Source organism: Pseudomonas sp. LB3P81 (assembly GCF_054897965.1).
Genome location: NZ_JBUBVG010000001.1, coordinates 345,849 through 360,247 on the forward strand (window position 1 = coordinate 345,849; position 14,399 = coordinate 360,247).

10 protein-coding genes are annotated in these 14,399 nt (G+C 60.8%); all 10 read right to left on the reverse strand.

What is annotated here, in order from left to right; all coding sequences use genetic code 11:
• Positions 1-5: 5 nt before the first annotated feature.
• On the reverse strand, positions 6-602 hold the full coding sequence (locus tag ACYZTL_RS01735; RefSeq protein WP_461950299.1) for a glutathione S-transferase: 597 nt from the start codon (positions 600-602) through the stop codon (positions 6-8).
• Complete coding sequence (locus ACYZTL_RS01740; RefSeq protein WP_461950300.1) at positions 599-4,240, reverse strand: SbcC/MukB-like Walker B domain-containing protein; 3,642 nt, start codon at positions 4,238-4,240, stop codon at positions 599-601. The genes ACYZTL_RS01735 and ACYZTL_RS01740 overlap by 4 nt, the downstream gene beginning before the upstream one ends.
• Positions 4,237-5,481 carry an exonuclease SbcCD subunit D C-terminal domain-containing protein gene (locus tag ACYZTL_RS01745; protein ID WP_461950301.1) on the reverse strand — a complete coding sequence of 415 codons (1,245 nt, stop codon included), beginning with the start codon at positions 5,479-5,481 and terminating at the stop codon, positions 4,237-4,239. The genes ACYZTL_RS01740 and ACYZTL_RS01745 overlap by 4 nt, the downstream gene beginning before the upstream one ends.
• A 181-nt stretch (positions 5,482-5,662) precedes the next feature.
• The gene (locus ACYZTL_RS01750; RefSeq protein ID WP_461950302.1) at positions 5,663-7,303 is read right to left on the reverse strand and encodes a BatD family protein; all 1,641 of its coding nucleotides are present in this window, start codon (positions 7,301-7,303) and stop codon (positions 5,663-5,665) included.
• A complete protein-coding gene (locus ACYZTL_RS01755) occupies positions 7,300-9,036 on the reverse strand; it encodes a tetratricopeptide repeat protein (RefSeq protein ID WP_461950303.1) in 1,737 nt (578 codons plus the stop codon). Before ACYZTL_RS01755 ends, ACYZTL_RS01750 begins: the two co-directional genes overlap by 4 nt.
• Positions 9,033-10,112 carry a vWA domain-containing protein gene (locus tag ACYZTL_RS01760; RefSeq protein ID WP_461950304.1) on the reverse strand — a complete coding sequence of 360 codons (1,080 nt, stop codon included), beginning with the start codon at positions 10,110-10,112 and terminating at the stop codon, positions 9,033-9,035. The genes ACYZTL_RS01755 and ACYZTL_RS01760 overlap by 4 nt, the downstream gene beginning before the upstream one ends.
• Positions 10,105-10,599 (reverse strand): DUF4381 domain-containing protein, encoded by a 495-nt coding sequence (locus tag ACYZTL_RS01765; RefSeq protein ID WP_461950305.1) that lies wholly within the window; start codon positions 10,597-10,599, stop codon positions 10,105-10,107. Before ACYZTL_RS01765 ends, ACYZTL_RS01760 begins: the two co-directional genes overlap by 8 nt.
• Complete coding sequence (locus ACYZTL_RS01770) at positions 10,596-11,540, reverse strand: DUF58 domain-containing protein (RefSeq protein ID WP_461950306.1); 945 nt, start codon at positions 11,538-11,540, stop codon at positions 10,596-10,598. Before ACYZTL_RS01770 ends, ACYZTL_RS01765 begins: the two co-directional genes overlap by 4 nt.
• 5 nt (positions 11,541-11,545) lie before the next feature.
• Positions 11,546-12,505 (reverse strand): AAA family ATPase, encoded by a 960-nt coding sequence (locus ACYZTL_RS01775; RefSeq protein WP_008030123.1) that lies wholly within the window; start codon positions 12,503-12,505, stop codon positions 11,546-11,548.
• A 169-nt stretch (positions 12,506-12,674) separates the two neighbouring features.
• On the reverse strand, positions 12,675-14,390 hold the full coding sequence (locus ACYZTL_RS01780) for an ATP-binding cassette domain-containing protein (protein ID WP_461950307.1): 1,716 nt from the start codon (positions 14,388-14,390) through the stop codon (positions 12,675-12,677).
• Positions 14,391-14,399: the final 9 nt, after the last annotated feature.

The window sequence follows — 14,399 nt, forward strand, 5'->3', positions numbered from 1 at the left end:
GTGTTCTACTTCACCATCACTGATATGAACAAATCCGACTCCAGAAACCTTTGCAACCATGCCTGCAACCGCACGTAGGGCGTTTGCCCGAACCACTCGCGATCAACATGCGCGAACTGCCGTACGAACGGCATCAGCGCCACATCCGCCAGACTTGGATGGTCCGCCAACAAATAATCGCGTCCCTCCAGCAATTCCTCCAGCCTGCGCAAGAACACCTCACCCTCGCTGCGATAAAACGCCATCGGCTGCTCGGGATAACGCTCGGCGTACTTGTAGCGATTCAGGTGCACCTTGAACACCTGATCGTTTTCTTCAATCAGCGCAGCGATTTGCACTTGCCCAACGGAATCATCCTTGAGCAACCAATCCTGCGGATCGTTCTGCGCCAGCGCCCAGTGCATGATCGACAGGCTTTCATCAATCACTTCACCGTCGACACTCAACACCGGCACCGTGCCTTTGCTCGATAGCGCAAGCATCTCGGCAGGCTTGGCCTTCAGGCTGACCTCAACGATGTTCACCGCAACCCCGGAATAGCGCAGGGCCATGCGCGCCCGCATGGCGTACGGGCAGCGGCGGAAGGAGTACAGCGTCGTCACTTCACCTCCAGCGTACTCAGGCCGTTGCCCTGGCGGTGGACCTGAATTTGCACCGGGATCCGTTCGTGCATTTCCTGAACGTGGGAAATCACCGCGACCTTGCGGCCCTGAGCCTGCAAGCCGTCGAGGGCATCCATGGCCAATTGCAGGGATTCCGGATCGAGGCTGCCGAAGCCTTCGTCGATGAACAGCGATTCGATCTTCAACGTGCTCGACGCCATCGACGCCAGACCCAACGCCAGCGCCAACGACACCAGGAAGGTTTCGCCGCCGGACAACGAATGCACCGAACGCAGTTCGTCGCCCATCTCGGTGTCCATCACCAGTAACCCGAGCATGCTACCGCCGCGTTTCAAGCGATAACGCCGCACCAGTTGACGCAACTGTACGTTGGCGTGATGCACCAGCAAGTCGAGGTTGTAAGCCTGGGCAATCTTGCGGAAGGTGTCGCCGCTGGCGGAGCCGATCAACGCATTCAGACGCGCCCAGCGCTGGTACTCGGTGTAGGCGTCGGCGATCTGTTGGGCCAGCGCCTGATTGGCGTTCTGCCGGCGCTGATCCTCGGCCTGCTCGGCGCGCAGTTCGGCGCAGCGGTGCTCGCTGGCGGCAAACTGGCTTTGCAGTTCGGTCAGGGCGGTAGCGAGTTGTCCGGCGTCGAGATTGCCATTGTGCTGCGCCTGGTGACTGGTCAGGCGCTTGTCGCGCTCCTGCAACAACACCTTGGCTTGTTCGATGGCTTTTTCGTTGTGCTGCAAGCGTTGGCGCAATTCGCTGACCTGCTGGTCGTCGACGCTCAGCAACTGTTCCAGGCCGCCGTCATCCAGTTCCGGATGCAAGGCGCGCCAGTCGGCGATCTTCGTGTTCAGTTCGCGGTCTTCGGTTTCCAGGGCGAGCAGGCGTTCTTGCTGCGCGTTGAGTTCGGCGGCCAGTTGCACGAGGCGCGTGCGCACCGATTGCAGCTCCTGATTGGCTGTCACTTCGGCATTGCGCGCCTGTTCGACGGCGTGATCCAGTTGCTGTTGCCAGTGTTCGGCGCTGCTGTGTGAAACGAGCAGTTGCGTCAGTTGTTGCTGGCAAGCCTGTTGTTGCTCGGCGAGGGCCGTGAACTGCTGCTGAGCCGCTTCCAGTTGCTGGAGGCGGGTCAGTTGACGGTCCTGTTCTTTCTCCAGCGTCTGCTGACGTTGTTGCTGTTCGCTGAGTTCATCCCGTTGCTGGTCGAGTTGTTCCAGGCGCTGGGCGATCTGTCGGTCGAGTTGCATGAAGGTCGCGGCAGGTTCGTTGCGCAAGGCGTCCAGCGTGTCGGTCGGGAGCAGGGTGCTGAATGCGATCAGCTCTTCGTCCAGACGCTGGCGATCATTGCTCAGTTCTCGTTGCTGGTTGGTCAGGTGCTGGTTTGCCTGCTGACTCGCCGCTTCGGCGGTGCGCAGTTGCTGCTGCAAGCGCACAGCGTCCTGTTGCAGGGTGAGCAGGGCGGTTTGCCGCTGTTCGTCCTGCGTGATGCTTTGGTTCAACTGGCTGTTTTGCTGGGTTAGCCAGGCATCACGTTTGGCGGCATCGTGAGTGAAAAGCTGCGCCGATAACGGGTGCGTTTCGAGGCTGGGGGCCAGGCTCTGCTGTTGAGCGACGAGTTGTTCCTGCTGCTGCAGCAGTTCCTTCTGCTGCGCGATCACACCGCCGACTTCGGTACGCAGGTCGGTGAGTTTTTCTTTGAGCAAATCCACCGCTTTCTGCGCGTTGGCCTGTTCGCTTTCATCATGGCGGCCAAGGCTTTGCAACAGCGCTTCGGGCTGATGATAAGGATGGTCCGGGCTGCCGCAAACCGGGCACGGCTGATCATCTTGCAACTGCTCGCGCAGTTCTTCGACACTGGCGCTACGGGCCAGACGCTGGCGTTCCAGCAGTTCGCGGGTCACCGTCATGGTCTGCTCAGCGACGGCCAATTCGTTTTTGGTTTTCACCCCGTCCTGGGTCAGACGGTCGCGTTCCTGCTGGGCAACGGTTTGACGTTGCTGCAGTTCGGCGATGCGCTTGTCCAGTTCCTGCTGGCTGATCCACAGGCGCGTCAACTCTTCAAAGGCGCGCAGTTGCTTGCGGTTGTCCTGCAACAGATTGCCGAGCAACTGAATCTGTTCGGCCACCGCTTCAGGCTCGGCGCCGGCTTCTTTGTAGAGCACTTCCAGGCTCTGTTTTTGCGCGTTCCATTCTTCGGTGGCACGGGTGGCATTCTGTTCCAGAGACGCCAGTTCCGCCTGACCCTTGTTCAGGCGATTGCCGATCAGCATCAATTGCTGCAGGCGGTCGCGGTAGGCATTCCAGGCATCGCTGAGCGGCGCCAGGTGGGTGCTTTGTTCAAGTTCGGCGGCAATCCGTTGCAAACGCTCGGCAACTTGCTTCTGCTGCTCAAGCAAACCTTGAATCGTCTGTTGGCCTTCGGAACAGGTCAGTTCCGCTTGCTGCTTGAGGTCGGCACTGAGGCCGGTGTCCCTGATCAGGCGGGTGAGGGTGCTTTGCGCCTCAAAGGCCTGACGCAGCAGGGGGGCGCTTGAAGTGTGTTGGCTTTGCGCCTCGACCAGCGCGGTTTGCGCCGCGCTCAGGCTGTGTTCGAGTTGCGTCTGACGCGCCTGCAGATCCTGTTCTTGCCGGGTGTGCTGCTGAATCTGCGCAGCCAATGGCGTGAGCCGGGCGCTGAGTTCAGTCTGGCGGGCGAACTGGTGCCGTTGTGGCGCCAGATGTTCCAGGCGAGTCAACTTCAGGCGTTCGCCAGCCAGACTTTCCCAATCCTGCCGGGCGCCGGTCAGTTGTTCGGTGGCGCTGAGCTGCTCGTCTTGCAATTGGCGCAGTTCTTTCAGCCAGGTGTGTTGCAGCTCTAATTGCTTGAGTTGCGCTTGTTGGGTCTTGAGTTGCTGCTGCGCTTCGTTGAAGCGTTCATCCAGTTCTGCCCGGGCTTCAGGCGACAGCGGTGTGACGCCGGTGGCTTGATCCTGCAACAGCTTGTGGGTTTCGCGGGCTTCTTTGGTCTTGTCGAACGCGCGACGACCGAGGCGCGTGTAAAGCGCGGTGTCGGTGAGTTTTTCCAGCAGTTCGCTGCGCTCGTTGTCGTTGGCCTTGAGGAACGCACTGAATTCGCTCTGGGCCAGCAACACGGCGCGGGTGAATTGCTCGAAGTTCAGGCCCAGGACGGTTTCGAGCTGGACCTTGAATTCAACTTTCTGACTGGCCAGCAGTTGGTCCAGGTCGATGTCGCGCAAGCTCTGACGGCTGTGTTGCAGCTTGCCGCCAGCCTTCTCCCGGGCGCGATTGGCTTCCCAGCGCGCGCGGTAGCGACGGCCATCGATACCGACGAAATCCACTTCGGCATACCCTTCGCCCGTGCCGCGACGCAGCAGCGTACGCGGGTCGCCGGTGCTGATCTCGCCGTCGGCGTCCGGCGCTTTGGCCGACACTTGAGCACTGCTCAAACGCGGCACGGCGCCGAACAGCGCCAGGCACAAGGCATCGAGCAAAGTGCTTTTACCGGCACCAGTCGGCCCGGTGATCGCGAACAAACCGGCACTGGCCAAGGGTTCTGCGGTGAAGTCGATTTCAAACGGCCCGGCCAGCGAGGCGAGGTTTTTCAGGCGGATCGCGAGAATTTTCATGGCTGCTCGCTCTCCATCTGCACGTCCTGCAACAGCTCGGCAAAGTCCATAAGCGTTTGCTCGTCGACTTCGCTGCCGTAGTTGTCCTGCCAGGCGCGGCTGAACAGTTCCTGAGGCGTGAGTTGGTCCAGTTCAATCAAGGTGGTGCCGTCATCGACACTGTCGCGGCTACCGTTGCCGGCGTATTCAGCGGCGATGCGCACCAGGCGCACGGCTTTGCCTTGCAGGGCGGTTTCGATCTGGTGGCGCAAGTCAGGTTGCGGTTCGTCGAGGCGAACCCGGACTTCCAGCCACGGCTGACGGTGAATGTCGGCCAGCAGATCAATGTTCGGCAGGTCGGCCAGTTGCAGGAGGATTTCGGCCAAAGGCGCGGGGCCAATACGTTGCAGGTTCACGGCGCGGGGAATCAGCTTCGGCTCCACGCTGACCAGGGTTTCGCCGTCGAGCTGGATGTCGAGAATCTGATGCTGATAACCGATTTCGGAGAACGACAATGGAATCGGCGAGCCGCTGTAGCGAATGCGCTCTTCACCGTTGACCTTCTGTGGCTTGTGCAAATGACCGAGGGCGACGTAGCTGATGCTCGGGCCGAAAAGGCTGGCGGGCAGGGCTTCGGCGTTACCGATGATCAGGCTGCGCTCGGAGTCTTCCGACACCGAACCGCCCGCCATGTGCGCATGACTGATGGCAATCAGCGCCTGGCCCTTCTTGCGCTTGGCGTTGGCGGCTTCGATCAGCCACTCGTGAACCTGGCCGATCCCGCGCAGGTAGTTGTCGCCCAGATGTGCGCCGGTCACTTCGGCAGGGCGCAGGAACGGCAGCGCCAGGCACCAGGCGACGGTTTTGCCCTTGGCGTCCGGCAGTGGCAGCAGCAGACGCTCGGCGTCGAGCTGCCCGTCATCCAGCCACAACACACGACCGAGGGCGTGGGTGCGCAAACGGCGCATCAACGGTGCCGGCAGCTCGATCCGCGAACCGGAATCGTGGTTGCCGGCGATCATCACGATGGTCAGCTTCGGCTGTTGTTCATGGGCGCTGACGATGAAGTCGTAAAGGCGCTCCTGGGCTTTGACCGGCGGATTGACCGTGTCGAAGATATCGCCGGCGATCAGCAGCACGTCGGGCTGGTCCAGCTTCAGCTGGCGCAACAGCCACTCGAGGAAACAGCCGTGCTCGAAATCACGGTCCTGGCCGTGCAGGTTCTGCCCAAGGTGCCAGTCGGAGGTGTGAAACAGACGCAAGGCGAGCTCCGTAGGAATTCAGGTAATGGCCGCACGGGAAATGAAAGCGGCTAAAGGGGGGAGAGTTTACTGGCAAACAGTCGGGAATGCCGAGAAGCGGAAAGATCGCAGCCTTCGGCAGCTCCTACAGGGTGTACGCCGATCCAATGTAGGAGCTGCCGCAGGCTGCGATCTTTTGATCTTATTTTGGATAAAGCGGCGGCAGGCCACTGTCGCCCACCGGATCGTGAACCCGCTCGGCAATCGGGATCGCCTTGATCGCTCGCCACAGCTCCTCACCCTGCCAATGCTGGCCGGTTTCGCTGTACAGCGCCCCATTCAAACCATCCAGCGCATCGGACAACGGCACGAATCGCGCCGCCATGTCGGCCAGGGTTTCCGGTTGTTGCCGGGCCCAGGCGTCGAGGGCCTGGCGGGTGGCGTGGGAGTCGTTGGCCTGGCAGGCGCGTTTGAGGTCGTCGAGCACGGTGCGTGGGCTCGGGCCGGTCTGCGCGGCTCGCAGGATTGCCGGTTGCCAGCGGCCGCGCCACCAGAGGCCGAAGCCCAGCAGGGTGGTGCAGGCCAGAATCACGGTGCTGAGTTTCCACCACCAGAGCGCTTCGTTGTCGGCAGCGGAAATGACCGGCGGCATGCCCGCCGGGGTATCGACCATCAAACCTGGATTATTCGCCACTTGCAGGGTCCGGGCCGGCAGGCTGGTGTGTTCCAGATGATCCTCAAACGTGTTCCACCAGACCACCTCCACCGCCGGCAACTCGACGTCGCCGTTGCGAACAGGCACCAGCGCTTCACGGTCCTCGCGGCTGCCGATCAGGCCGCGCTCGCTGTTCTGGTTGACCAGCACCGGCTGGTCCGGATAACGCCGCAAGCCGTTGATGTCGGTCGCCGGCAACGGTGGCAGCTGTGAACTGGCCAGGCCTTCGGCCTTCAAGGTCAGGCTGCGGGTCAGCGAATCGCCCACCTGCACATGATCCGGTTCAGGGTTCCAGCTCTCGCTCAAACTCAGGCTTCTGGCCGGCAGCCAAGGCACGTCAGCCGGGTAAGTGGCGGGTTTTGCCTTGACGGCAAGCGGCAGTTCGACCGAGCTGACGCGCATCAGTTTGCCGGATTTCGGCACTTGGGATTCGACGTCCCTCGCCGGTTGTGAGTCCACCAGCGTGGCACTGAATATCTGCGCCGGAATGGTCAACTGGCCGCTGTGTTGCGGGTAGATCGCGTAACGCAGTTCGATCACGCCGTGGCGCAGGCCGTTGATGTCTTTTTCGTAAGTGCGCGACTCACCCAGTTGCTCGATGCGCGCATCGGGAATCTGCAGCGGGGTCAGGCTGCTGTCGTCGTACAGCGAAACGGAATGGTAGATGCGCAAGGTCAGGATCGCCTGGGCCTGCACGTACACGCTGCTCTGATCGAGGCTGGCGTCGATGAACACCGGGGCCAGTTTCTGGGTGCTGTCCTGGGTTTCGCTTTCCACCACTTGCAAGGTGATCGGCTGGCTTTGCACCTCGCCCAGTTGTAACGCCGGAATCACCACACTGCCGTTCTGACGAGGCAGCAGGGTAATGATCCAGCGGGTGGTCGCGCGGTTGTCGCCGTTAATGGTGGTCAACTGGTTGACCTGGCGGGTGCCGCGCACGTCGAACAGCGGCTCCAGCGCCGTCAGGTCAGGCTTGCCGAACTGCGTTACGTCGTTGGATTCCAGGGTCAGCTCGACCGTCTCGCCGGAGTTCAGGCGACTGCGATCGACACTGGCGACCAGCTCCGCAGCCTGGGCCTGTACAGTCCAGAGAAACATGGCAAGCAAGAAAGCGGTGAAGCGGGTCATCGAGTGTTTTCCTGATCCTGATGTTGTTGCTGTTCGTACCAGAATTTGCGCCTGAGCAATTCACCCGGGTCATCCGGGATCTTGCGCAGCCATTGCTCCAGCGCCTGACGCTGTTCGCCATCGATGGCATCGCTGGCGGGTCGCATCGGCGGGATGGTGCTTTGTTCATCGCCTAACTCGCTACCGGGCACCTCATTGGTGCCGGGGCGCGCGGGTGTCGTATCCGACTGTTGCGCCTCGGGCGTAGTCGTCTCGGCGTCGGACTTCGGTTCGCCACTGTTTGACTGTTGGGTGGCCGCGCCGGGCGGTGGTTCCTGCGGGGCTCCGGTCTCGTCGCCTTCGGTTTTGTCCGGCTCAACGGGCTCCGGTGTGTTTTTCTGCTTGAGCAGACTTTCCACCAAGGCCTTGTTGGTCAACGCCGGGCGCAGATCTGGCTGAAGTTCCAGCGCCTGTTCGTAAGCATCCAGCGCGGCTTCCAGCTCACCGCTTCTGGCCAGGGCGTTGCCTCGATTGTAGTGGGCGTGAGCGTCTTTGCCCTCGGCGAATCGCTGGGCGGCGCCACTGTAGTCGCCGGCCTCATAGAGCGCGACGCCTTGCCATTGTCGATCCTCGAAATGTTGCGCGGCTTCGGCCGGACGCTTCTTCTTCAGCAGGTGCAGACCTTGCTGATCGGGACGCAGCCACAAGTCGTTGAAGTCGAAGGCATAGCTCGGTTGCGGTAGCAGGAACAGCAACGGCAAGCAGAACAACCAGCCGCGGCGACCGGCGCAGGCCGCCAGCAGCAACAACGGTAATAAGAGCCAGTAACCCTGATCGGCCCAGGTATCGAGGCGCAAGGTCTGGCCGTCATTGCGCAAATGGCGTGGGCCATCAAGCAGGCCCAGGGCGCGCAGGTCGGCATCGTCCAGACGCGCATGGCGATAGCGGCCATCGAGGCCGTTGACGAACGCTTTCAGGCTCGGCTCGTCCAGGTGCGGCACCAGAATCGCGCCCTGATCATCCTTGAGGAAGCTGCCGTCTTCCTGCGTGATTGGCGCACCTTCGGCGGTGCCAATGCCGAGCATTAAAAACTGTGTCGACTTGCCGTCGAGCGCCTGCTGAATCCCTTCGCGTTCCAGATCGGTCAAAGACGAGCCGATCAGCAGGATCCGGCCGTCCCCCAACGCGCCCTGATCCAGCAGCGCAAGGGCCTTGGTCACCGCGAACTCGGCGCGATGGCCGGCCTGGGGCATCAGCGACGGTTTGAGCGCATCCAGCAGATTACGACTGGTGGTGAGGTCGTCCGACAGCGGCACCAGCGTGTGCGCGCTGCCGGCGTAGACGACGATGGCGGTCTGCGCGTCGCTGCGATTCTGCAGCAGGTCGAACAGCTTGCGCCGGGCTTGTTCCAGCCGGTTTGGCGTGACGTCGGTGGCGAGCATTTCCGGGGTCAGCTCCAGAATCACCACCATTGGGTCGGCCGGTTTCTGACTGGTTTGCTCTACGCGATCCCAGCTCGGCCCCAGCAGCGCCAGAATCGTCAACAGCCACGCCACGCCGAGCGCGACCCACGGCAGTTTGCTGTCACGACCGTTGCCGCCACTGAGCAGCGCGGAATGAAAGGCCGGCGGCAGAATCATCTGCCAGCGTCCGGCACGCTTCTGTCGATGCCAGAGTTGCCAGAGCAACCAGCCGAGCAGCGGCAACAGCAACAGCCACCAAGGGCGGAACCAGTAAGGCCACAGCACACTCATCGGCGCCTCCGCAGGCGCAGGCGTTTGAGCCGTTGGCGCCAGTCAGGCAGTGGCGTCTGCAAGAACAGATCCTTGGTAAACAGGCGCTGCAACGGGTTGTCCGGCCAGCGTTCGCGGATGACCAGCAGCATGCTCAACAGCAGCGCCACCGCCAACGGCCAGTGATACAACGTTTGCGCCGGGCGGGCCTGGGTCGGTTGCTGAGTCACGGGCTCCAGTTGATCGAGAGTTTGCTTGATCGATTGCAATTCCTTGGCGTCGCGGGCGCGGAAATACTGGCCACCCGTGGCGGCGGCGATGGCCTTCAGCGCAGGTTCGTCGAGGTCCAGGCTCGGGTTGATACCGAGGAATCCCGCGGTGCCGCTTTGCTCCGGATCGGCGCCGATGCCGATCGGGTAGATTTTCACGCCTTCCTTGGCCGCCAGCCGCGCGGCCGTCAACGGGTCGATTTCGCCGCCGTTATTGGCGCCGTCAGTGACCAGAATCAACACGCGGCTTTGCGCTGGACGCAGGCGCAGACGTTTGAGCGCGAGGCCGATGGCGTCGCCAATGGCGGTGTTCTTGCCAGCGATGCCGATGCGTGCCTCGTCGAGCCAGACCCGCACGGTGCGCCGGTCAAAGGTCAGCGGTGCCTGCAGGTATGCCCTGCTGCCGAACAGAATCAGGCCGACACGGTCGCCTTCGCGTCTTTCCAGAAAATCGCCGAGCAAATGTTGAACCAGCGTCAGGCGGCTGACCTCATCGCCCTGCCACTGCATGTCGGGAAAATCCATGGAGCCGGAAACGTCCACCGCCACCAGCAGATCACGGCCACTGGCGGCAATCGGCAACGGTTCGCCGAGCCATTGCGGGCGCGCGGCTGCGATCAGTAAAAACAGCCACAGCAGCATGAACGGCGCTTGCTGGCGCCAGGCCGGCAGATTGGCCCGAGCACGGCGCCGGGCGAGGCCTTCGAGGTCGCTGAGGAAGCTGACTTTGAGTGCTGGTTCGCCGCTGTCGGCCACCGGCAGCACGATGCGCATCAGCCAGGGCAGCGGCAGCAGGGCGAAGATCCAAGGCCAGGCGAACTCAAACATGTTTGCGAATCCACGTATCGACGGCTTGCGTCAGGCCGGCGATGGCCTTGTCGTCGAGTTTGCATTCGGGTTTGTAGGCGCCTTCGACCAGCACCATCCAGCGCGTCAGGCCGGCGGCCGGGCAGCGGTTGTCGAGGAACGCCAGCCATTTGCGCCCGTTGAGGGTGTGGCTCTGGCTGTAGGGGTAATGGTTGCGGCACAGGCGCTTGAGCAAACCGTTGAGTTGCTGCAGCCAGGCGCCGGCCGGTGCGCCGTCGTACGGTTTGGGCATCCGTGCCAGTTCGGCCAGTGCGGCGAGGCGCACTGGGTCCAGCGGTTGTTCGGCGCGCACGATGCGGCGTTTGTTTGGCAGGAAGCGTCGCGCCTTCCAAAGGCCGAAGCCGATCAGCGGCAGCAACAACAGCAGCAGCCACCAGCCCGGAGCCGGTGGCCAGAAGGCGATGGGTGGCGGGGAAATCAGCGGCTGCAGTTGATCGAGGCTGCTCATCGACGTTTCCCCGGTTTCTGCGGGTTCAGGTACTCGCGCAGCTGTTCGACCATCTCACTCTGGGTGCTCAGGGGCATCAACAACACCCGCAGTTTTTGCGCGAGCAATTCCCAATGGGCGATGCGTGCTTCGGCCTGGGCACGGTAGGTTTGGCGCAGGTCGAAATTCAGCGTGTCGAGTTCCAGTTGCGCACCGCGCTCGGCAAAGCGCAAAAGGCCAGCAGCGGGCAGGGCGTGGTCCAGTGGGTCGGACAGCGGCAGCAGCAACAGGTCGCAATGGCGGGACAGCAGACTCAATTGTTGCTCGGCGCCTTCAGTCAGCGCGCGCTCGTCGCAGATCACGATCACCAGGCTACCAGGGCGCAGCACTTCCCGGGCGCGACGCAGGGCGAGGTTGAGGGTATCGCGGTTCTGCTCGCTTTCGGTGTGCAGCGATTGATTGACGCGCACCAGTCGGTTGAGAAATTGCAGCAGGCTTTGTTTGCTGCGCCGTGGCTTGATTTCGTAGTGTTCGTTATCGCCGAACACCAGCCCGCCGACCCGATCGTTATGGCCGAGCGCGGCCCAGCCGATCAGGCTCGCGGCCTGGGCGGCGAGCACCGATTTGAACATCAGCCCTGAACCGAAAAACAGCCGACGGCTTTGCTCGACCATGATGAAAATCGGACGTTCGCGCTCTTCGTGGAACAGCTTGGTGTGCGGCTCCTGCGTGCGAGCAGTGACCCGCCAGTCGATGCTGCGCACGTCGTCGCCGGCCTGATAGACCCGCACCTGATCGAAGTCGACCCCACGGCCACGCAGCTTGGAGTGGTGCAGGCCGATCAGCGGGCTGCGCTGGCTCGGTGTGGAAAACAGCTGCACTTCACGCACGCGATGGCGCATCTCGATCAGCTCGGCGAGGCTGACTCGGATGCCCGGCTCGGGCGGCAGGATGGCGTTCATCGGGGTCAAGCGACGGCTACGACATCGAGAATCCGCTGGACCACCCGGTCCTGGTCGATACCAGCGGCTTCGGCTTCAAAGGAAAGAATGATGCGGTGGCGCAGGACGTCGAACAGCACGGCCTGGATGTCTTCCGGGCTGACGAAGTCGCGACCGGCGAGCCAGGCATGGGCGCGTGCGCACCGGTCGAGGGCAATCGAACCACGGGGGCTGGCGCCATAGGCGATCCATTCGGCCATTTCCGGGTCGAACTTGGCCGGCGTGCGCGTGGCCATGACCAGTTGCACCAGGTATTCCTCCACGGCGTCGGCCATGTACAAACCGAGGATTTCCTTGCGTGCGGCGAAAATGGCCTGCTGGCTGACCCGGCGCTCGGGTTTGGTTTCGCCGTTCAAGGCTTCGCCACGGGCTTGTTGCAGGATGCGCCGCTCGACAGTCGCGTCCGGAAAACCGATTTTCACGTGCATCAGGAAACGGTCCAGCTGCGCTTCGGGCAGCGGGTAAGTGCCTTCCTGCTCGATCGGGTTTTGCGTGGCCATCACCAGGAACAGCGGCGACAGCTCGTAGGTGCTGCGCCCGACACTGACCTGACGCTCGCCCATGGCTTCGAGCAGCGCCGACTGGACCTTGGCCGGGGCACGGTTGATTTCGTCCGCCAATACCAGGTTGTGGAAGATTGGGCCTTGCTGGAACACGAAACTGCCGGTTTCCGGACGATAGATCTCCGTGCCGGTGATGTCGGCAGGCAACAGGTCGGGGGTGAACTGGATGCGATGGAACTGGGCTTCGATGCCTTCGGCGAGTTCTTTGATGGCTTTGGTCTTGGCCAGGCCCGGCGCGCCCTCGACCAGCATGTGGCCGTCGGCGAGCAAGGCGATGAGCAAGCGCTCGATGAGTTTTTCCTGGCCGAGAATCTGCGTTGAAAGAAAGGTTCGCAGCGCGAGCAGCGCTTCACGATGTTCCATCGATGACTGTTCCTGGAAAGGGTGACCGAAGACGTTCGAATAACGCCAGGGCTGGGGGCGTTACTTTAATCTATCGCGGGGGGCGGCGACTAACGGCATTTTGTGCAAAGTGTGGTGATTTAGATCCGGTCTCTACTTCGCACAGGAAAATGGTAGCAACCGGATGCTATTACTCCGTCTCCTGAAGGTCATTCAATAGCCGTTTGATGGCTGATTTGTTGATCAGATCAAACCACGGGCCATCCTCAATAATTCCACCGTCCTGCATGACGATGACGCGATCAAAGCGGTACAAATGGCGGACGTCGTGGGTAACACATATCAGCCCGCGCTTGCCGAACGAGTCGAATAGCAAGTCCCAGACCGGGCTGGCCAGCTTTGGTTCGATCGACGCGCTTGGCTCGTCGAACAAATTGAATTGCCCGGGCTTGTTGATCAGGCGCAGTAGTGACAGGCGTTTAGCTTCGCCGCCGGAAATGTTGGATGCGTGTTCACTGATATCGCGTTGGGAGACAAGTTCCTCAAGTTGCAGCCGCCGTATTGCTTCATTCAAAAACGGCGACGCTTTGCTTCCAAACAGAACCGACTTTTCAAATGTCCCTTCCAGAAATCGGGGCTGCTGAGGGCAGTACCTCAGGGCGCTCAAGTGGGTTTGAGAATTTAGTAGCGAAACCGGTGTTTCGTCGATGCTCAAATGATTTCGTGTCGACTGATCGAGACCGGCGAGTGCTTCCAGCAGGGTGGATTTGCCTGCGCCACTTGGGCCGATAATCGCCACTGATTGACCTTGAGTAAATGCCAGGCGCTGTTCGATCGACAACCGAACCTCTCCATTTGCTGTCAGTACACAGGGGGCAAGTGCCAGTGTCGATGCACCCCGAAATATGACTTCCGTTTGCCGATCGCAATGATCGAAGTCCGGTAGCGACAGCAGTCTCTGAAATCGATCCTGGTCTGCAAGGAACTGATCCAGAATGCGATAGCCCTCCGTCAATGCGGCGATGTTGAGTAAATAACTTCCTGCAATGGAAAAAATGGCAACCAATTGCCCGACGCTGATACTGGGCTGACTCGAAAGCTGATCAACAACTCCCCATCCCAGTAATCCGCCTGTGGAAAGACTGATAAACAGAATTTTAGCGCCGCTCAAGAGACCGCCGGAGCTGGTTGCAGTCACAGCGGCATTGGCATAGCGTTTGAACGCCCGATTTAATGGCTGCATTGCGGTGGGTGTGGCACTTTCCAGCTTTATGGCTTTGCCAGCATTGAGGGTGTTGAACAGAAGGGCGCTTAACTCATCTTCTTGCTCGTTGACTGCGTCAATGTGCTTCCTGCGCCACCTGATTATTTTGTGGGTGACAATAAGGTAGACGATACCAAGCCCGGTCATTCCGAGGAACACATCGCCCCCTCCCATATACAGGAAGGCGCCGCCAACGATCAGGAATTCCAGGCACATTGAAAAACCGACCGTGACAAAGAACGTCAGTAGCTGTTCGTGAGCAGTGATTCCACGTTCAACTGATTTTATGAAGTGACCGATACGCCACGAACTGAATTGGGAAAACTCTTTGCGCATCAGAGTTGAAAGCCAGTCGATAGACGCAGTCATTACGATATGCTGCACGAGCTTTGATAAGAAGAATGTCTGTAACGGACTGATAATTGCCTGAACGCAACCGGCGATCATCAGTGCTGCAGTTAAAGTGAGTAATGCGTCTAGCGCGACAGGAATGTCGCTGCTTAAGGAGTCTACTATCTTGCCCAGTAGTAAAGGCGGGGCGAGTAATAGTGCTTTAAGAAGTATTATGGTTGTGATTGTCGATAGCAGAAGTGCTGCGTGTTTTTCGCAAGCAGTTTTTATCAGCGTCAGAATAGCGTTCATGTTGGCTGT